Source organism: Ensifer sp. 1H6 (assembly GCF_001976035.1).
GTDB classification, from domain to species: Bacteria; Pseudomonadota; Alphaproteobacteria; order Rhizobiales; family Rhizobiaceae; genus Ensifer; species Ensifer canadensis.
In genome coordinates, this window is record NZ_MOAI01000024.1 from 21022 (window position 1) to 40580 (window position 19559).

Annotated in this window: 19 protein-coding genes, 1 other RNA gene and 1 pseudogene; 13 read left to right on the top strand and 8 right to left on the bottom strand. The window is 62.8% G+C overall.

From position 1 onward, the window contains the following. The first annotated feature begins 118 nt into the window (after positions 1–118). Positions 119–3856: an AsmA-like C-terminal region-containing protein gene (locus BKP54_RS24460; RefSeq protein WP_025427682.1), complete on the top strand. Its 3738-nt coding sequence runs from the start codon at positions 119–121 to the stop codon at positions 3854–3856. 389 nt (positions 3857–4245) lie between these two features. On the opposite strand, the gene BKP54_RS24465 is transcribed toward BKP54_RS24460, so the two are convergent. Further along, positions 4246–5037 carry a hypothetical protein gene (locus tag BKP54_RS24465; RefSeq protein ID WP_025427681.1) on the bottom strand — a complete coding sequence of 264 codons (792 nt, stop codon included), beginning with the start codon at positions 5035–5037 and terminating at the stop codon, positions 4246–4248. A gap of 401 nt (positions 5038–5438) precedes the next feature. Here BKP54_RS24465 and BKP54_RS24470 point away from each other — a divergent pair, with 401 nt between their 5' ends. After that, complete coding sequence (locus BKP54_RS24470; protein ID WP_025427680.1) at positions 5439–6323, top strand: GGDEF domain-containing protein; 885 nt, start codon at positions 5439–5441, stop codon at positions 6321–6323. Here the strand turns inward: BKP54_RS24470 and BKP54_RS24475 are convergent. From BKP54_RS24475 to ssrA, 4 genes are all read right to left on the bottom strand, one after another. Then, entirely contained in the window at positions 6303–6539 is a 237-nt protein-coding gene (locus BKP54_RS24475; RefSeq protein ID WP_025427679.1) for a ribbon-helix-helix domain-containing protein, read from the bottom strand. The genes BKP54_RS24470 and BKP54_RS24475 overlap by 21 nt on opposite strands. Positions 6540–6751: 212 nt before the next feature. After that, a complete protein-coding gene (locus BKP54_RS24480) occupies positions 6752–6961 on the bottom strand; it encodes a DUF4169 family protein (RefSeq protein ID WP_025427678.1) in 210 nt (69 codons plus the stop codon). Positions 6962–6981: 20 nt separating this feature from the next. Continuing rightward, a complete protein-coding gene (locus BKP54_RS24485; protein WP_025427677.1) occupies positions 6982–7497 on the bottom strand; it encodes an SspB family protein in 516 nt (171 codons plus the stop codon). 111 nt (positions 7498–7608) lie between these two features. Beyond that, positions 7609–7972: a transfer-messenger RNA gene (gene ssrA / locus BKP54_RS24490) on the bottom strand. Positions 7973–8116: 144 nt separating this feature from the next. On the opposite strand from ssrA, the gene BKP54_RS24495 reads away from it, so the two are divergent. From BKP54_RS24495 to BKP54_RS24535, 9 genes and pseudogenes are all read left to right on the top strand, one after another. Beyond that, entirely contained in the window at positions 8117–8425 is a 309-nt protein-coding gene (locus BKP54_RS24495; protein WP_025427676.1) for a DUF2853 family protein, read from the top strand. A gap of 163 nt (positions 8426–8588) precedes the next feature. After that, the gene (locus BKP54_RS24500) at positions 8589–9383 is read left to right on the top strand and encodes a thymidylate synthase (RefSeq protein WP_025427675.1); all 795 of its coding nucleotides are present in this window, start codon (positions 8589–8591) and stop codon (positions 9381–9383) included. A 151-nt stretch (positions 9384–9534) separates the two neighbouring features. Next, positions 9535–10138 (top strand): annotated as a pseudogene (locus tag BKP54_RS24505) (glutathione S-transferase). After that, positions 10131–10667, top strand: a complete 537-nt coding sequence (locus BKP54_RS24510; protein ID WP_025427673.1) for a dihydrofolate reductase — start codon at positions 10131–10133, stop codon at positions 10665–10667. The pseudogene BKP54_RS24505 and the gene BKP54_RS24510 overlap by 8 nt, the downstream one beginning before the upstream one ends. Before the next feature lie 253 nt (positions 10668–10920). Then, positions 10921–12018: an FtsH protease activity modulator HflK gene (gene hflK, locus BKP54_RS24515; RefSeq protein ID WP_025427672.1), complete on the top strand. Its 1098-nt coding sequence runs from the start codon at positions 10921–10923 to the stop codon at positions 12016–12018. Then, a complete protein-coding gene (locus BKP54_RS24520) occupies positions 12015–12938 on the top strand; it encodes a protease modulator HflC (protein WP_025427671.1) in 924 nt (307 codons plus the stop codon). The genes hflK and BKP54_RS24520 overlap by 4 nt, the downstream gene beginning before the upstream one ends. Before the next feature lie 7 nt (positions 12939–12945). Beyond that, the gene (locus BKP54_RS24525; RefSeq protein WP_025427670.1) at positions 12946–13131 is read left to right on the top strand and encodes a DUF2065 domain-containing protein; all 186 of its coding nucleotides are present in this window, start codon (positions 12946–12948) and stop codon (positions 13129–13131) included. A 5-nt stretch (positions 13132–13136) separates the two neighbouring features. Continuing rightward, the gene (locus BKP54_RS24530; RefSeq protein WP_025427669.1) at positions 13137–13523 is read left to right on the top strand and encodes an ACT domain-containing protein; all 387 of its coding nucleotides are present in this window, start codon (positions 13137–13139) and stop codon (positions 13521–13523) included. Positions 13524–13920: 397 nt separating this feature from the next. After that, positions 13921–15429 (top strand): DegQ family serine endoprotease, encoded by a 1509-nt coding sequence (locus BKP54_RS24535; protein ID WP_057217699.1) that lies wholly within the window; start codon positions 13921–13923, stop codon positions 15427–15429. A gap of 331 nt (positions 15430–15760) precedes the next feature. Here BKP54_RS24535 and BKP54_RS37160 read toward each other — a convergent pair whose 3' ends face one another. Then, entirely contained in the window at positions 15761–15889 is a 129-nt protein-coding gene (locus tag BKP54_RS37160) for a hypothetical protein (RefSeq protein ID WP_255569857.1), read from the bottom strand. 94 nt (positions 15890–15983) lie between these two features. Here BKP54_RS37160 and BKP54_RS24540 point away from each other — a divergent pair, with 94 nt between their 5' ends. Continuing rightward, complete coding sequence (locus tag BKP54_RS24540; RefSeq protein WP_084815049.1) at positions 15984–16886, top strand: LysR substrate-binding domain-containing protein; 903 nt, start codon at positions 15984–15986, stop codon at positions 16884–16886. A gap of 272 nt (positions 16887–17158) precedes the next feature. Here the strand turns inward: BKP54_RS24540 and BKP54_RS24545 are convergent, their stop codons facing one another. Together BKP54_RS24545 and serB are read right to left on the bottom strand one after the other, a co-directional pair. Further along, positions 17159–17734 carry a GNAT family N-acetyltransferase gene (locus BKP54_RS24545; RefSeq protein ID WP_025427666.1) on the bottom strand — a complete coding sequence of 192 codons (576 nt, stop codon included), beginning with the start codon at positions 17732–17734 and terminating at the stop codon, positions 17159–17161. Further along, on the bottom strand, positions 17731–18618 hold the full coding sequence (gene serB, locus BKP54_RS24550) for a phosphoserine phosphatase SerB (protein WP_025427665.1): 888 nt from the start codon (positions 18616–18618) through the stop codon (positions 17731–17733). Before serB ends, BKP54_RS24545 begins: the two co-directional genes overlap by 4 nt. On the opposite strand from serB, the gene miaA reads away from it, so the two are divergent. Then, entirely contained in the window at positions 18617–19528 is a 912-nt protein-coding gene (miaA, locus tag BKP54_RS24555) for a tRNA (adenosine(37)-N6)-dimethylallyltransferase MiaA (protein WP_025427664.1), read from the top strand. The two genes, serB and miaA, sit on opposite strands and share 2 nt — an antisense overlap. Positions 19529–19559 lie beyond the last annotated feature (31 nt).

Genomic DNA, 19559 nt, shown 5'->3' on the forward strand with positions numbered 1-19559 from the left:
TGGGGCAAAGGCGGGCGCGCCCGCGCAATTGTAATGGACGGAAACGTCCCTTTGGCGTTCATATGGACGCAGACGGCGTCGACAGGCGCCCCGAGAACTTGATGGGAATGTAGGCACGGTGCTTTCGCGAATTCTGGTTGCCATCGGCGGTCTTGTGGTTGTTGCGCTCTTTGCGGCGCTGATCGCCCCGTGGTTCATCGACTGGACGGGTTTCCGCAAGGAATTCGAGCGCGAGGCTAGCCGCATCATGGGCAAACCCGTCGTCGTGCACGGCCGCGTCGACGCACGCCTGATCCCGTTCCCGACCGTGACGCTCAACGACGTGCGTGTCGGCGGCAGCGATGCGCGCGAACCGCTGATCCAGGTCGAACAATTCTCGATGAGCGCGGAGCTTGCGCCGTTCCTGAGTGGCGAAGCGCTAATCTTCGACATGCGCCTCGACCGGCCCAAGGCCAAGGTCCGGCTGCTTTCCGACGGTACGCTCGACTGGGCGCGTGGTACGCGCACGGCGATCCCCGCCAAGACGGTGGTGCTTGAAAACGTAGAGATCACCCAGGGCGAGATCGAATTCATCGACGAGCAGACCGGCCGCACCCGGCGCGTGACCGACCTTGCCGCCGATCTTTCGGCCCGGTCGCTGGCCGGCCCCTGGAAGGTCGAAGGTCGTGCGGCATTGGACGGCGAGGCCGGCAGTTTTGCCTTTGCCAGTAACAAGGTGGACGAGGCGGGCGCGCTCAGCCTCAAGGCGCGGGTGACGCCGGACAAGCGTCCATTCGGCGTCGAGCTCGATGGCGCGCTGAAGATCGTCGACTTCAAGCCGCTTTACGGCGGCCGCTTCACGCTGACCGAAAACCGCCCGCAGGGCGAGGCCAAAGAAGTCGACGACCATGCGCCGCTGCGCATCAACGGCGATTTCCAGCTGACCAATGAGAGCATCCGTGTGCCGGAGTATCGCTTCGAGGTCGGTCCTTCGGATGATCCTTACGTGGTGACCGGCGAGGCGACGCTCGACACCGGCAAGGAGCAGAAGTTCCTGCTAATTGCCGACGGCCAGCAGATCGACGTCAGCCGCATCGGCAATTCCGGCAGCAACGGCAAGACCGGGCGCGACCCGGCGATCTCCATGCGCCAGCGGCTGGAAGCGATGCTGGCGATCGCTGCCGACATTCCCATTCCGCAGGTGCCGGGCAGGGCCAGTTTGAAGCTGCCGGCGATCGTCATCGGCGATACGACGGTGCGCGACGTGCGCATCGACGTACAGCCTGATGGCGCCGGATGGGTAATCGACAATGTCGTGGCGCTTCTGCCCGGTCGCACCCAGCTCGAGGCCAAGGGACGGCTCAACCTCAAGGGTCAGCGCTCCTTCCGCGGCGACCTGCTGCTCGCGTCCAACCAGCCGTCGGGGCTGGCGAGCTGGCTGGCCGGCTCTGTCGACCCGGCCATCCGCAAGCTGAAGACCGCGGGTTTTTCGGCAACCGTCAACCTGACCGACACGCTGCAGCAGTTCGAAAACCTTGAAGTCGCGGCCGGCGATGCCAGCCTCAAGGGGCGGCTCGAGCGCCAGTCCTTCGCCGAGCAGCAGCCGAACCTTTCGCTGCAGCTGAACGGCAACCGCATCGATCTCGAAGCCTTGCAGGCGCTGGCTGGCCTCGTCGCCGGCGATGCCTCGACCTCGACATTGATGCAGCACGCGATCGCTGCCGACCTTTCGGCCGACGAGTTCTCCGCCTTCGGCGAAGATGCCCGCGACGTTCAGGCGGTGGTGACGCTCAAGAACGGCCAGCTACAGGCCGAGCGCGTGGCGATCGGCTCGCTTGCCGGCGCGCAGCTTGCCTTTTCCGGCCGCGCCAGCGGCGATCTCGCAAAGCCCGTCATTTCGGCCAAGATGAAGCTCGCGGCCAACGATCTGACGCCGTTCCTGGAAATGATCGGCCGGCACGCCGTCGATCATCCGGCCCTTCGTCGGCTGACCAAGGCTGGCCCGTACTACACGGACGCCGCCTTCGACGTGACGCTGACCGCCGGCAACAAGGAAGGCAACGCGCCCGCGACCTTCGGCATCTTCGGCACGGCCAACGGCACCAAGATCGCCGCCAGCTATCAGGCGCCCGACATGGCCCAGGCGCTTGCCGGCAAGGGCATGCTGCTCGAAGCGACGCTCGAAAACCCGCAGACGCTGTTGCTGCTCGGCCAGGCCGGGTTCGATCCGCTGCCATTCGATGCGGACGCCAACGGCATCCTCTCGGTCAAGCTGCAGAGCACCGATGGCTCCAACGCCAATGGCACGGTGACCTTTACCACTGAGAAGACGGCGCTTGCCGCCAAGGGCAGCTTCGATCTTTCGCGCGACCATTTCCTCGAGGGCCAGGCCAAGCTGACGCTGCAGACGGAAGACCTCGAACCTTATCTGCTGCAGCAGGGCATCGCCCTGCCACAGACGGGCAGTGGCCTGCCGATCTCTGTTTCGGCCGACGTGGCGACGACACCGGAGGCGATCGCCCTTACAACGGTCGAAGGCAAGGCGGATAACAACGGCTTTGCAGGCGCGCTGACGATCGACCGCAAGGTGCCGGGCAAGGCGGAGGGCCAGATCAACCTTGCAACGCTCGATCTCGCCTGGCTCGCCGAGGGCATCCTCGGCCAGGTTCAGGACATGTCGACCGGCGCGCTGTCGAAAACGCCGGTCGCCCAGGCGGCCTGGACCGGCCTCAACGTGGCCCTGGATGTGCAGGCGGCCAATTTCTGGCCGGGCTTCTACGGCGCCGTTGGAAATTTTGTCGGCAAGATGGAATGGAAGGGCGACGAGATCGCCTTCACCGACGCGACCGGCGACTGGCTCGGCGGCAAACTTGAGGGCCGGGTGCAGATCGGCAATGCCAACGGTTCCGGCTTCCTGCGCTCGCGTCTCGACGTCAAGGGCGGCGATCTGGCGCAGGCGGGCTGGATGCGGGCAGGCGCGCCGGTTGCCACCGGCACCTTCGACCTGTCCGTGGCGCTGGAGGCATCGGGCGCGAACGCGCAAGCCATGGCGCATTCGGCAAGCGGCTCGGGCACTGCGACCTTCAACGGCGTGACACTCAACGGCATCAACAGCGCCGCCCTGCCGCAGTTGATGGCGACTGCCGATGCGCTGAAGATGGAGATTTCAGCTGACGCGATCCGCCAGGCGGCGGAGGCGACGGTGTTTTCGGGCCAGTCGGTCGTCGGTGTGGTCAAGGTGCCCTTCAGCATCGCCGGCGGCGTGCTGCGGGCACAGAACGTGACGGCCGCCGACGGCAACGCAGCTTTTGCCGGCGAGGCGTCGCTCGACCTTGCGGCAGAACGCATCGATGCCGGCATCGACATGACTTTCCGTCCGGGTGACGAGGCGCTTGCTGGCGCTGAGCCGCGCGTGCGGCTCGGCTTCGCGGGACTGCTGGCATCGCCAGGCGTCAGCCTCGATGTTGCCGATCTCTCGAATTTCCTCTCGCTTCGGGCCTTCGAGCGCGAGCGCCGGCGCGTCGAGACGCTGCAGGCCAACGTGCTTGAGAAGCAGCGGCTGCGCCGCGAGGTGCAGCTCTACAAGGCAAAGGCGCAGCAGCGTGAAGTCGAGCGCCTGCGGGCGATCGCCGAAGAACGGCGCCGCGCCGCTGCGGCAGTCGAGGCGGAGCGGGTGAAGGCGGATCTCGCCGCCCGCGCCGAGGCGGCCCGCAAGGCGGCGGAAGAGGCTGCTCAGGCCGAACGCGAACGCCAGCAGCAACAGCAGCTGGGCGCGCCAGCGCAGGCGCAGCCGAATACAGGTACCGTCGAAGGCCCGCAGAAACCGGGCGGCCAGGGGCTGAATTTCGACGTCTTGCCCGACATTACCGTGCAATAGTCTTGCCGGCATCGCGGTTGCGCGCCGCATAGGCGTTGGCCTACTGCATGGTTCCTTAAATCCTATTCGATTTAAGGATAACAACAGGCAGCAATTCAAAGTGCTACAGCGACCTTTGCCCGTCTAATAAGACGCGCAAAGGTCGCTGTAGCTGTGCGTGCCGTCGGGCGTGCAGCTGTGCGGTTTGTCGCCCGCGTGCTCACACCGGACGATCACGCTTGGATCGTTTCCAGTTTAAGCGGAGTCGCAGAAATGCTCTGTCTCTTTGTTCTTACGCATTTCCTGACGGAAAACCGCCTCGCACTTTTCCTGGAAATGCTTGGGTCTCCAGCTCGCATTGGAGCATAGAATCTTTCGGCCAGGATTGCGAAGCGTCGCCGCGTCCCGGTTCAGAAGTGGATGGCAACGCCGAGGATCGGTCCGTGTTGCACGGCGTCGAACTTGAAGCCGTCGTCGCTGTAGTCGACGCCGAGTGCGCGGTAGCCGGCGACGACTGAGATCGTATCCGTGAACTTGTAGCCGAGACCGAGCGCTGCATCCCAGTCGAGATCCGCGCCGCCCGCACCGACCAGCCCCCAGCCGGTCATATAGAACTCGGGCGTGAAGTAATAGGCGCCGCGCAAGCCCGCGACCGCATCGACCCATGTCGCACTGTCTTCGCGTTTCCTACCGTTGAGCAGGCCGCCTGAGAACGAAAGCGTCGAATCAACCGACCAGACTTTCAGGCCGCCGACGAAATCCAGGTTGGACGATTGATCTTCGTAGATCGCATAACCGACGCCAAGCAATCCGGCAAAGGTCTTCGATTTCACATCGACGCTATTGGCAAGAATGCCGTTCGGCGTGTGGCCGTCGGCGGAAAGGTCGGTATAGATCACGTCGCCGAAGATGCTGTAGGGCCCGTTGCGGGCTTCGCCCGTCGCCATGAAAGCGAAATCGAGATGGTCCCAGATATCTCCGAAGCTTGAATCGATGTGCACCTCAGGGAGACCGAACTGGGCGGTGTCGCCCGTCAGGCCCGCCATCCAGAAGTAGGGTGCAACGGTGAACTTCCAGCCGCTCTCCGTCTCCTGCTGTTGGGCTGTGGGTGCAAGAAGGGGTGCGATATCGGCGGCGCTGGCGATGGCGGCCGATGACAAAGTCAAACACGTGGCCAGACCGATACGAGCATAGAGCTTCATGGGTTCCTCCCTCTCCTGTCCAGCCAGCGACTCTCGTGCGCTGGCAACTGTATGATTGTTTGAAATTAGTGCAGTCTAAACAAGCCCATTCGCGTTTATTGCCGGATCAAGCGTTACCGAAATGCCCGAGCTGTGGCGCCAAGCACACAGAAACCGGTGGGATGGGCCACAGTTGCAATCTCAAGTCTATGTTTCTGTCGGCGTGTGCTTCAAATTTTCCCGGATTGGTGTGTTCAGGGACGGGTGCTGAGGCATGCATCTGGTTTGTGAAGGCAATCCCGCTCCTGCGCCGAATGCCTGCTTTTGCGCGCTGAAATGGGGAGACCCCTAAAATCCTAATGGATTGATTGAGCAGGAGTTAGCATCCTGCCTTCACAGTGAGGCCTGCAACGGGGGGTGGCATGAAGTCGCTGGAGCAGGGCCTTGATCGCCGCGCGATCATCTGGATCATGAACTGGACGTTTTCAGGCACTGCCGGCTGCACGGCCGTTGCCCTTCTCATCACTTATTACTACATCGTCCCGTTCGGCGGCGAGCTGATGGCGACCTCAATGCGCCTTGCGCTGTTCATTCCGCTGCTGCTGGCCATCCCGCTTTTCGCCTTCATCGGCATCAAGCTCCAACAGTTGGCACTTGCCAACGATCTTCTGACGCTGGCCAGTCGCTATGACGGCCTGACGGGCTGTCTCAACCGTGCCGCCTTCACATCGGATGTCACCGCATTCTTTGCCGATCAGGACCTCGAGCCGTTTCCGCCGACGTCGGCGCTGATGGTGCTGGACGCCGACCACTTCAAACGCATCAACGATTGCCACGGCCATCTGGCCGGCGATCAGGCATTGGTGGCGATAGCAACCGAGATGCGCCAGGCAGTGGACGGTAGCGGCCTGACGGGGCGCCTCGGCGGAGAGGAATTCGGCGTTTTCGTTCCCTATGCCCGTCCCGAAACGATAGGGGCGATGGCGGAGCGAATTCGGTTGGCGGTGGCCGAGCGCGGGCAGGCGATCGCGCCGGGCGCAGAGCCAGTCACTGTCAGCGTCGGTGTGGCGCTGTTCAGCTATCCCGCCCACTATGAGGATGTCTTCAAGATCGCCGACGACCAGCTCTATCTCGCCAAGAATACCGGGCGCAACCGGGTTTGCCTGGTCGAGTATTTGCGTCGGCCGGGCGGCATCAGGGCGATGGCAAACCAGCTGCGCGAGGGGCTTGCAGGCGTCTTCACCGAGACATTCGGAAGCGGCCGCGATGAGCCAGGCGAAGAGCCGTCAAGTGTCGCTGGCCGCTGACAGCTCTATATTCGCCTTGATCCAGTCGAGAACGTAGACGCGGAGCGCCGAAGACAGGTTGCTGTCGGCGCCACGCGCATCGTCGATCTCGACGATCAGTTGGGCGATCGGCATGGCGCGGGCGGCCGCGATCGTCTTCAGCTCCAACCAGAACGGATCTTCCAGCGAGAAGCTGGTGCGGTGGCCGTGCAAGGTGGCGGAGTGTTTTCGGATCATCGCCGGAGCTCGCAAATTGATTCAAGTCGTTGGCGGTTTGATTCGGGACGTTGCTGCAAGTCATTGAAGCGGAATCGCTTTTTTGCAGGTCGTGCGCCGGGTTCGACGTTCTAAAGCGCGTCGCGATCTCTACAGCGCCGCGCGTCTTATTAGACGCGCAAAGGTCGCTGTAACGCTTTAAACGTTCCGCAGCCGTTCGTGCGCGCGGCGCTTCAGTCCTCGGCCTCGTCAGGTCGATCGCCGGAAGGTTCGCGGCGCCCCTGGTCGAGGGCCTTTGCCGCCTTCGCATTCAAGGCGTCGGTCAGCGATTTCTCGGCCTTGGTGCGGCCGAACGAGATGCGGTTCTGTTCGGCCTGCTTTTCTTTTTCGGCGCGGGCATTGCGCTTGCGGAACTGGCGTAGATTGACGACGTCACCACTCATGCCGCGTCCTTTCGCTTGCCTCAGTTCTTCTTGCGGAAGGAGTCGAGCGAAACCACCGAGCCGCCGCCGTTCTTGGCGTCGCCGGATTTTTCCGGGTCCTTGGGCGGCACTTCGCCATCGGTTTCAGGAACGGGATAGGCGGTGATCTCCGCCGATTCGGCCTCTTCCTCTTCGGCCGTCGCCACGTCGAATTCGAGTTCGAAATTGACCGAGGGGTCGTAGAAGCCGCGAATGGCATTGAACGGAATGACCAGCCGCTCCGGCGTATCGGAGAAGGACAGGCCGATTTCGAAGCCGGCCTCGGAAACCTTGAGTTCCCAGAACTGGTGCTGCACGACGATGGTCATCTGCTCGGGATACTTGGATTTCAGGTGCTGCGAGATGCGAACACCCGGCGCGCCGGTCAGGAAGGTGATGAAGAAATGGTGCTCGCCGGGCAGGTGGCCGGTGGCCGCAACCTCGGTCAGCACCTTGCGGATGACGCCGCGAAGCGCGTCCTGCGCCAGAATGTCGTAGCGAATGTGGTCCTGGCCCATGAGATTCCCGTCTTTCTCGAACTCAATTCTACTGTCGGCTTTCCATTGCCCGTCTCGATATGACGAGTCAATTATTCAAGCATCTATAGACCATTTCGAAGCGGGGGAGAAGGTGAAGGCTTCTGTTGCCAGGTGCCTTCGGACCCCGCCTTACGGTGCTACCCGGAAGGACTTGATTTGAAGTGTCGCACCGCCGTTAGGCAGCGAGACGTGCTTCAGCATAGTTGTCGTTTGCAACTATAAGTTTAGCCCGATAACGGTGGTACAATGCCGAGCAAAAAGTCGATCTTTACGCCCTTGTCGATCCTATTTCGCCCCCATCAAAAGCCGGTCATCGAAATCTCGACCGGTTTTTGGTGGAGGCGCCGGGTACCGCCCCCGGGTCCAATGGGTTTATTTCACCGCCCGTTTATTGCCATAGCCGCCCGAAGACGGCATCTGTCATATAGGTCTTTCCGGCGCTGAAGAAAAGGGGAAAGCACGGATATATCGCAGCTTTTCCAAAACCCCTGACATGCCAAACGCCTTGACATGAATGGCAGCCGTGAAAAACTCCGGCTGCTGCACGCGGCCTGCAAGGGCGCTGCGGTTTATCGAGCAAGATCAATCTGGAGGCATCATGACTGACTATCTCGCAGATGTGCAGAAGTATGACAGCGGCGCCGACGAAGCTGTTGTGAACAAGATCGTGCGCCATCTCGGCATTGCACTGCGCAACAAGGATTCCTCGCTCGTGTCGGCCACGGACCCCAAGGAACTCGATCGCGTTAGGGAAAAATGGTGCGAGAAGAAGCTCGGCGTCGTGGGTGCGGAAGCGGATGCGGCCATTTCGGCGACGACGAAGGCGATGTCGGCAGATCGATCCAAGTCACGCGTGACCTTCTATTATCTGGTGGCCAAGAACCTCGGTAAGCTGCAAACGCTGTAGATCACGTTCATTGTGAAGGCGGGATGCAGGCGGAAAACCGCGCGCACTTTCCTTGATCCCGCTTTGAGCGCGGCTGAATATGCGGGATAAACACCCCCGGGACATTGGTTTGCCGCCGGCTTCACCCTAAATTTGGGACAACACGAATCGGCGGCGCCAGACCATGCAGCAATATCTCGACTTCCTCGACCATGTGATGACCAGCGGAACCGACCGGGGTGACCGGACGGGAACGGGGACGCGCTCGGTCTTCGGCTACCAGATGCGTTTCGATCTTTCGCAAGGCTTCCCGGTGCTGACCACCAAGAAGCTGCACCTGCGCTCGATCATCCACGAACTGCTGTGGTTCCTGAAGGGCGAGACCAATATCGCCTATCTCAAGGAAAACGGCGTCAGCATTTGGGACGAATGGGCGGACGAAAACGGCGATCTCGGGCCCGTCTACGGCTACCAGTGGCGCTCCTGGCCGGCGCCGGACGGGCGGCATATCGACCAGATCGCCGGTCTTGTCGAAAGCCTGAAGACCAATCCGAACTCGCGCCGTCATATCGTTTCCGCCTGGAACCCGGCGCTGGTCGACGAGATGGCCCTGCCGCCGTGCCATTGCCTGTTCCAGTTCTATGTCGCCGACGGCAAGCTTTCCTGCCAGCTCTATCAGCGTTCGGCCGACATCTTCCTCGGCGTGCCGTTCAACATCGCCTCCTACGCGCTTCTGACGATGATGGTGGCGCAGGTGACCGGGCTGAAGCCGGGCGATTTCGTCCATACCTTCGGCGACGCGCATATCTACCACAACCATTTCGACCAGGCACGGCTGCAGCTTGCCCGCACGCCGAAGACGCTGCCGACCATGCAGATCAAGCCAGACGTCAAGGATCTGTTTTCGTTCCGTTTTGAAGACTTTACCCTGGTCGGCTACGAAGCTGATTCAACCATCAAGGCGCCGATCGCCGTCTGAGGCGTCGTCGCCTCGGGGGTGCGGGCAGGCGGTCGATACGGGCATTCGCGTAACGGCGGCAGACCGGGAGGGTTTGCCGTTTCTTACGGAGTTCAGATGTTACAGCGGCCTTTGCGCATCATGTTCGGCGAGGCGCTGTCGGGAGGTTTCGATGCTGACGCTCGTCCACGCACCCTTGTCGCGCTCGTCGCGTATCGTCTGGCTGCTCGAGGAGATCGGCGCGGAATACGAGATCCGCTATGTCTCGATCCGCCGCTGGGATGGCACCGGCGCACCCGACGACAACAATCCGCATCCGCACAAGCAGGTGCCGGCGCTCTTGCACAAGGGTGCGCTGATCTGGGAATCGGCGGCCGTGGTACAATATCTCACCGACCTTCACCCCGAATGCAGTCTCGGCCGGCGCCCGGCATCCCGAGCGCGGCGCCTATCTCTCCTGGCTTGCCTATTATGCCGGCGTGATCGAGCCGACGGCGCTGGCCCACATCACCGGCGCGACGATCAACAATCCGGCGCAGGCGCGGCTCTACAGCGAAATGTGCGCCCATGTGATCGACGTGCTCAACCGACAGACCTATCTGCTCGGCGCGACGATGAGCGCCGCCGACCTGCTTTTGGCCAGCGCACTGCAATGGATGCGCAAGATCCTGCCCGAGAGTGAGGTCGTCGACCGCTATATCCGGGTGGTCACGGACCGGGCAGCCTATGTCAGGGCAAGTGAAATCGACAGCAAACCGAATGGGTTCCATGACTGATACCAGCACCAACGAGCCGAAAATCTCCATCGTCGTCGCGGTTGCCGCCAACGGCGTCATCGGCCGCGACGGCGATCTGCCGTGGCGGCTTTCCACCGATCTCAAGCGCTTCAAGGCGCTGACGATCGGCAAGCCCGTGATCATGGGGCGCAAGACCTGGGCCTCGATCGGACGTCCGCTGCCCGGCCGAGCGAACATCGTCATCAGCCGCAGCGCAGATTTTACTGCTGAGGGCGCGACCGTCGCGCATTCGCTGGAGGAGGCGCTGGGCGCAGCGCGGCGCGAAGCGTCGGCATCAGGGGCAGACGAGATCTGCGTTATTGGCGGCGGCGAGATCTACCGGCAATCGATCGGCGTCGCCGATATCCTGCACATCACAGAGGTTCAGGCGGAAGTCGAAGGCGATACTCGCTTTCCGGATATCGACCCTGACGTTTTCGACAAGGTGTTCGAAGAGGACCTGCCGCAGGGCGAGAAAGACAGCCATGCCATGCATTTCGTGACGTGGCGGCGCCGGGCCACGCGCTAATGCATGCCTCCTAAAATCGGCATCGATCTAAGGAGAAAGTTATGCAGCGAGTTTGAAGCGCTGTCCTTGGCGCGTCATGTTTGGCGCGCCGCGCGTAATGGGCCATTCGTCAACTATTTTGAACCATTTACGGTGAACTCTGGCGTATCGCGTTGAAAGCGGTGCATGTCATACCTATAACGGGTTCACATCGTGGACGTCCGTGCATTCGCGCGGCAGTTCAGCGTGAGCAGTATTCAAAAGAGAGGTTTTGATGCCCTGGAGCAATCAGAATGGCGGCGGCGGCCCTTGGGGCGGCGGCGGCGGCGGAGGCAATCAGGGGCCATGGGGCCAGGGGCCGAACCGGCCGCGTGGCGGCGGCAAGGGCGGACCGCCGGATCTCGAAGAGATCATTCGCCGTGGCCAGGATCAGCTGAAGAACGTCGTTCCCGGCGGTTTCAACGGCGGCATCTTCGCCATCGTCGGCCTGCTGATCGTCGGCTTCATCCTGATCAACTCGATCTACACCGTCCAGCCGGATGAACGCGGCGTCGAAATGCGCTTCGGCAAGCCGAAGGACGAGATCTCGATGCCGGGCCTGCACTATCACTTCTGGCCGCTCGAAACCGTCGAGTTCGTCAAGATCACCGAGCAGCAGCAGAACATCGGCGGCCGCAACAGCGGTCAGTCCAATGCCGGCCTGATGCTCACCGGCGACCAGAACATCGTCAACGTTCAGTTCTCGGTGCTGTTCTCGGTCACGGATCCGAAGGCCTACCTCTTCAACGTCGAAAATCCGGCTGACACGCTGCAGCAGGTCGCCGAAAGCGCGATGCGCGAAGTGGTCGGCCGTCGTCCGGCCCAGGACATTTTCCGCGATAACCGTCAGGCGATCGCCGCCGACGTGAAGAGCACGATCCAGGCAACGATGGACAGCTACGGCGCCGGCGTTTCCGTCAACACCGTGGCGATCGAGGATGCGGCCCCGCCGCGCGAAGTCGCCGATGCGTTCGACGAAGTGCAGCGTGCCGAGCAGGACGAAGACCGCTTCGTCGAAGAAGCCAACCAGTACGCCAACCAGATCCTCGGCAAGGCCCGCGGTCAGGGCGCGCAGATCCGCGAAGAGGCAGCCGCCTACAAGGGCCGCGTCGTCAAGGAAGCGCAAGGTGAGGCCCAGCGCTTCATCTCTGTTTATGACGAATATTCAAAGGCGCCTGATGTAACCCGCAAGCGTCTCTATCTCGAAACGATGCAAGGCGTTCTCGGCAAGTCGAAGAAGGTCATCATCGACGAGAAGAACGGGCAGGGCGTCGTGCCCTATCTGCCGCTGAATGAAATCGGTCGGCCGGCACAGTCGGGAGGCGCACAGTGATCAACAATCGTACTTCAATCATCCTGATCCTGCTCGCCGTCGTCCTGGTCGGTCTCTATTCGTCGATCTTCGTGGTCAACGAACGCCAGCAGGCGATCGTCGTTCGCTTCGGTCAGATCCAGGACGTCAAGACCCAGCCGGGCCTCTACTTCAAGCTGCCCTTCGCCTTCATGGATGCCGATCGCGTGCAGTATGTCGAAGACCAGGCCCTGCGCTTCGATCTCGACAACATCCGCGTCCAGGTTTCGGGCGGCAAGTTCTATGAAGTCGACGCCTTCGTCATCTACAAGATCGCCGATCCCCGTCGCTTCCGCGAAACCGTTTCGGGCGACCGCGATTCTGCCGAGGCACGTCTGCGCACCCGTCTCGACGCATCGCTGCGTCGCGTCTACGGTCTGCGTGGCTTCGAGGCAGCGCTGTCCGACGAGCGTGCATCGATGATGCGCGAAGTTCGCGCCGACCTCAAAACCGATGCCGAATCGCTCGGCCTCAACATCGAGGACGTTCGCATCCGTCGCACAGACCTTACGCAGGAAGTCTCGCAGCAGACCTTCGACCGCATGAAGGCCGAGCGTCTGGCGGAAGCCGAACTGATCCGTGCCCGCGGTAACGAAGCCGGCCAGCGTCGCCGCGCCATCGCCGACCGTCAGGTCGTCGAGATCGTCGCCGACGCCCAGCGCGAATCGGAAATCCTGCGCGGTGAAGGCGAAGCCGAACGGACGAAGACCTTTGCCGACGCATTTGCGCGCGATCCGAAGTTCTTCGAATTCTACCGTTCGATGACCGCCTATACGGAGTCCATCGGTAGCTCGGACACGACGCTCGTGCTGTCGCCGCATTCGGAGTTCTTCCGTTATTTCAATGACTCGGAAGGCAAAGCACCGGCTGCGACAGAGACGCAACCGGCGACCGGGAACTAAGCGGACAATGTCCGACTTTCTGACCGGGATTGCTTTTTTCCTGATCATCGAGGGGCTGGTGTACGCACTGGCCCCTTTGGTTTTAGTGGAATTGGCGAAGCGTTTGCCGTATGTCCCGGAGCATCAGCTTCGACTGGCCGGGGTATTTTCCGTTGCCGCCGGTGTCGGACTTGTCTGGTTGCTTCGAGGATAATGCGAATGCCACATAAACTGCTGATCCGGCTGGTCGATGCCGAATATGCGATCACCCGTCTCAATGTCGGTTCCCAGATGCCGGAATGGCTGCCGGGGCCGGGTTTCTGGACCGTGTCCAGCTCGCGAGAGGAAATGACCCTCGTCTGTCGCGCCGCGCGCGTCCCTTCCAGCACCCAGAGTTCGCTCGGCTGGCGCTGCTTCCGTATCGAACAGCATTTCAGCGTCGACGTGCCCGGCGTGCTTTCTTCCGTGCTCAGGCCGCTGTCGGCCGCGGGCATCGGCGTCTTTGCCAATTCGACCTTCAGCACCGACTATATCTTCGTGCCGGGCTCCGATCTCGACAAAGCGGTGCAGGCGCTGAAAGAGCACGGGCACGAGATCACCATCTGATCTACTGCATAATTCCTTAAATCGGATTCGATTTAAGGAGAAATTATGCAGTGAGCCTGAAGTGCTACAGCGTCCTTAGCGCGTCATATTTGACGCGCGGCGCTGTAGGCTCCGTATCCGCACTTTCGAGCGGATCAGAAAATCGTGTCTGGACGCTTCTGAATTCCGCCGTATCTTCACTGGAAGATCGGGTGCAACGTGATCCCCGGATCGCGTCGCTGTCACCGGCTGCATAAGTCTTCCGATCGGGATCGATCGTGGGATAAATTATGCGGCAAATCAAAGTCGCTGCAGCGACCCTTGCTCTTTGTCGGGCGCATGGGGCTGCAGAGCATCGCATGACGCGGCTACCTTCAAGGGCGCCGCACCGCCGAGACAATGTGAGGAGCTCCGCGAATTGTCCACTCGATCGAAATCCTTCGGCGCTCTGGCGCTGGCCGCCACGCTGCTTCTGTCCAATGCGGCCATGGCGCAGACGGCCGCCGTTCGCCCGCCGAGCAATGGCCCCGCATCCGTCGCCGACCTTGCGGCCGGCCTGCTTGATGCGGTCGTGAACATTTCGACGTCCCAGCGCGTCAAGAACGACGACGATGCGCCGACGCCGCAGGTGCCGGAGGGCTCGCCCTATCAGGACTTCTTCGACGAGTTCTTCAAGGGGCAGGGCGACAAGGGCGGCAACCGCCAGCGCACCGTCAATTCGCTCGGCTCCGGCTTCGTCATCGATCCCGCCGGCGTCATCGTCACCAACAATCACGTGATCGAGGGTGCCGACGATATCGAAGTGATCTTCGCCAATGGCAGCAAGCTGAAGGCCAAGCTCGTCGGCAAGGATACCAAGACCGACCTCGCGGTGCTCAAGGTCGAGCCGAAGACGCCGCTGAAGGCAGTACCCTTCGGCGATTCCCGCAAGATGCGGATCGGCGATTGGGTCATGGCGATCGGCAACCCGTTCGGCTTTGGCGGCTCTGTCTCCGTCGGCATCATCTCGGCGCGCGGCCGGAACATCAATGCCGGCCCCTACGACAATTTCATCCAAACGGACGCCGCCATCAACCGCGGCAACTCGGGCGGCCCGCTGTTCAACATGCAGGGCGAGGTGATCGGCATCAACACGGCGATCATTTCGCCGACGGGCGGCTCGATCGGTATCGGCTTCTCGGTTCCGACCGAGCTTGCCGCCAATGTCGTGCTGCAGCTGAAGGATTTCGGCGAGACGCGGCGCGGCTGGCTTGGCGTGCGCATCCAGCCGGTGACGGACGATATCGCTGAAAGCCTGAAGATGGCCTCGCCGCGCGGCGCTCTGGTCTCGGGCATTATCGAGGGCGGGCCGATCGCCAAGGGCGAGATCAAGGCCGGCGACGTCATCATCAAGTTCGATGGCAAGGACGTCTCCGAGATGCGCGACCTGCCGCGGGCGGTCGCCGAAAGTGCCGTCGGCAAGGCCGTCGACGTGGTGATCATCCGCGACGGCAAGGAGCAGACGGTCAAGGTCACGCTCGGACGGCTCGAGGATGGCGAGGGCATCGCCAATGCCGCGGTAACCACCAATGAAGAAGGCGGCGAGGACAAGAAGACGGATCAGCCGCCGGCAGCCGAGCTGCCCGCCACCGACACGGTGCTCGGCATGAAGCTGACCACGCTCAATGCCGAAAGCCGCAAGAAGTTCGGCATTGCCGACGATGTCGAAGGCGTGGTGATCGCCGAGGTCCAGGCAGGCTCTGCCGCCGCCGAGCGGCGGGTGGAGCCGGGTGACGTTATCGTCGAGGTCGGCCAGGAAGCGATGGATACGCCTGACGACGTCTCCGAGCGCGTTGAAGAGCTGAAGTCCGACGGCCGGCGCAATGCGCTGCTGATGCTTTCCAACAAGACCGGCGAATTGCGCTTCGTCACCGTGCGCATGGAATAGGACGGCGTGGCGCGATGGCCTTTTCCTGAATCCTTTCAGGATGATCGCGCCGTTCTCTCCCGGCTTGATTCCGATCCCTGAGATTTCGATTCAAGGCGGTGTCTTCCTTGAACCGGCAGCGGTCGAAGCTCAGTATTATGCGGTGGCGCTTCGGGCGATCTACAGCGTCGCGCGTCTTATTGGACGCGCAAAGGTCGCTGTCGCACTTTGAATTGCTGCATGTTTGGTAGGTCCTGTCTTACGTCCGGCACTGTGGTGACGGGCGGTGGCCGCTGTCTTGGAGGTACCGCCTGCAGCGCCGTTGGGGAAAGCGGTGCGGCGGCCCCCCCCCTCAGTCTTTGGCGCAGGGCACGCCGTGGCTGGCGGTCCGTTCCGGTCGGGTGCGGTGTATGTCGTGCCGCAGGGGCTGAAAGGTCATCAGGCGCAGCGCGTCGATCAGGGTCTCGAGGATGGCGTACATGGCCGGATCCTCCTTTCTGGTTCCTCATTTCAACGCACTTGTCGCAAAGGCTCAAACGAGTTTACAGTTGTCTTCGGATGACTTGAGGTTATGCATGAAGCGCGGCCGTCTGCCCCTGACAGCGTTGCGGAGTTTCGAGGGTGCGGGCCGGCTCGAAAGCTTCACGCTGGCTGCCGGCGAGCTTTTCGTTTCCCAAGCCGCAATCAGCCGACAGATCCGCGAGCTGGAAAACCTCATCGGCCGGCCGCTGTTTGAGCGGCGCCACCGCAGCGTCAGCCTGACGGTCGAGGGCCGGTCGCTGCTTTCGGTGCTGACCTCCGCCTTCGACATGGTGGGAGACAGCCTGGAGGCGCTCTCCGGGCACAAGCCTGGCCATACGCTGAGGGTCAGTGCCGAACCGTCCCTTACCGGCTGCTGGCTGGTTCCGCATCTGGCGGAGTTCCAGAGCGAGCATCCCGAGATCGACCTGTTGATCGACGCCGACCCGCGGCTTGTGGAGTTTCGCAGCGGGGACGCTGATATCGCCATGCGTCACAGCTTGAAGCTCTCCTCCTGGCCGCGCGTCGAGGCGCGACGGCTTGCGCAGGTGGAGATGATCCCGGTGATCGCGCCGGAGCTTGCCCGGTCCGGCAGGCCCTTGTTGATGCCTGTCGATCTCATGCAGCATGCGCTCCTGCACGAGGACAATCGCGAAGCATGGCAGCAATGGTTCACTGCTGCCGGGGCGGGACCGGTTCGCATCGAGCGGGGCGCGATCTTTACCGATGGCGCCATGGTGCTGCAGGCGGCGTTGCGCGGCAACGGCGTCGGGTTGGTCGATCGCGACCATGTGCGCGACGAGCTTGCGGCCGGGCGCCTGCTGCAGCCGTTCGATGTCTCGGTGCCCTATGGCGCCTTCTTTCTCGTGGCGCGGCGGTTCGACGCTTTGTCAGAGGCGGCGCAGGCGTTCGTCACTTGGGTCGAACGGAGTTATCCGGGGGCAGGGCGCGGGGGGTGACGTCTCGGATGGCGTTGCGAGATGTTCCGGGTGGGTCGCCCCTCATCCGCCTGCTGGCACCTTCTCGCCGCCTGCGGGGAGCAGGCTCGGATGTGACCGGACTGACAACGCGCAAACGTTGCGGATTGGCGAAGAGGGTTCGGCTTGCGCATCTCTCCCCGCTGGCGGGGAGAGATGTCCGGCAGGACAGTGAGGGGCAAGCGCAGCGTCATGAACTGCAAGCGGCTGACGGATGAACCCGCAAGCCGCCGTTTACCGGCGCCGCGGCGCTTTCACGCCACGTCCTTCGCCCGCTGTGCCTGCCATTCCGCCCGGGTGATTGCGTAGAGCACGTGGCGAACGAGCTGCGGTTTGTCGGCGGGGATGCGCGGGTGGTTGAAGTCGCGTGCGGGGTCGCGGTGCATTCCAAGGCGCGCCATCACCGCCGTCGAGCGGGTGTTGTCGGGGACGGCGAAGGAGACGATTTCGCGAAGGCCTTTTTCGTCGAAGCCGTAGCGCAGGAGGTCGGACGCTGCCTCGGTGATATAGCCCTTGCCCCAGAAGGGGGCGGCGAGCCGCCAGCCGATCTCGACGGTGCCTTTCGGCAGGTGGGGCTCGAGGTCGGTATAGGCGAGGCCGCAGAAGCCGATCGGCCGGTCGTCTTTTTTCAGCGCGACAGCGAAGAAGCCGAGCCCCGTTTCGGCGATGCCCTGGCCGACGCGGTCGAACAGCGCGTCGGTTTCCTCCCGGTTGCGGCGATGGGGGAAGAACGCCATCACCTCGGCATCATTGTTGATCTCGAAGAAGAGATCGCGGTCGGCCTCCTTCCAGGCGCGGATGCGCAGGCGTTCGGTCTCGGAAACGATCATCTGACGAAATCGGTCTTTCGATAGCCCTGCAGATAGAGAAGGGCCGTGAGGTCGCCATGGTCGATGCGGACCTTCGCCTGTTCGGCGACCACGGGCTTGGCGTGCAGCGCAACGCCGGTGCCGGCGAGCTGCAGCATGCCGAGATCGTTGGCGCCGTCGCCGACGGCAAGCGCCTCGTCGGTCGAAATGCCGAGGCGGCCGGCAATGTCGATGAGCGCATCGACCTTGGCCTGTTTGCCGAGGATCGGTTCGGCGACCTCGCCGGTCAGCGTGCCGTCCTTCTCGATCAGCGTATTGGCGCGGTTTTCCTGGAAGCCGAGCATGTCGGCGACCGGGCCGGTAAACACGGTGAAGCCGCCGGAGATGAGGGCGGTGTAGTAGCCCTTCGCCTTCATCGTGGCGATCAGCTCAGGGCCGCCCGGCGTCAGCGTGATGCGCCTGGCGATGACATCGCCTACGACGCTCGAAGGCAGGCCCTTCAGCAGCGCGACGCGCTCGATCAGCGCCGGCTCGAAGGCGATCTCGCCGTTCATGGCGCGGGCGGTGATGGCGGCAACCTTGTCCTTGAGGCCGACTTCGGCGGCAAGTTCGTCGATGCATTCCTGGCCGATCATGGTGGAGTCCATGTCGGCGATCAGAAGCTTCTTGCGCCTGGTGTCGGCGTCCTGGACGGCGACATCGACAGGCGTTCCGTTCAGCGCGCCGCGCAGCGCCGCCTCGGCGGCAAAGGGGTCCGTGCCGTCGGTGAGCGCCAGGTCGCAGGCGACGCCGTCGGCGAGCCAGTAGAGACCGGATGCCCTAACGGCGTCAGCGGCGGCTTCCGCGAGCGCTGGCGTCAGAACAGGATTTGACGGATTGGCGATAAGCGTGGCAACGAGAGCCATGGACAACAACCTTGAAACCGATACGGACGCGATCCTGATAACCGGGCCGACCGCCAGCGGCAAGTCCGCGCTTGCGGTCGAATTGGCGCGCCGGCATGACGGCGTGGTCATCAACGCCGACAGCATGCAGGTCTATGACACTTTGCGGGTGCTGACCGCGCGCCCTGACGAGGCCGATATGGGTGGCGTCGAACACCGTCTCTACGGCCATATGCCTGCCGGTCAGGCCTATTCGACCGGGGCGTGGCTGCGCGAGGCGCAAGCGCTCGTCGCCACGCTGCGCAAGACCGGCCGGTTGCCGGTCTTCGTCGGCGGCACCGGGCTCTACTTCAAGGCGTTGACCGGCGGGCTTGCCGACATGCCCGAAATTCCGGCCGCCATTCGCGAGCGGCTGCGCGAGCGGCTGATGCAAGAGGGGCCGGATGGGCTGCATGCCGAGCTTGCCGCGCGCGACCCGCAGACGGCAGAGACGCTGAAGCCCGGCGACGGCCAGCGTATCGTGCGCGCGCTCGAAGTGGTGGAGGCGACCGGCCAGTCGATCCGCCTCTACCAGCAGAAGAGCGGCCCTGAGATCATCGATCCGCAACGGGCGCGAAAGCTTGTCGTGCTGCCGGATCGCAAGGTGCTGCACGATCGCATCAACCGCCGCTTCGGTATGATGCTCTCCGGTGGGGCGATCGACGAGGTGCGTGCGCTCTTGGCGCTGAACCTCGATCCGGCCATGCCCGTGATGAAGGCGATCGGCGTCAGCCAGATTGCCGCGCTCCTGCGCGGCGAGATCGATGAGGCCGAGGTGATCGAGACCGGCGCCGCCGCAACCCGGCAATATGCCAAGCGGCAGATGACCTGGTTTCGCAACCAGCTCGACGACAGCTGGCAGCGCATCGAGAATGCTGCCGAGGCTATTTGAGTTCCGGCGGGCGATCGCACCACCGGATAAC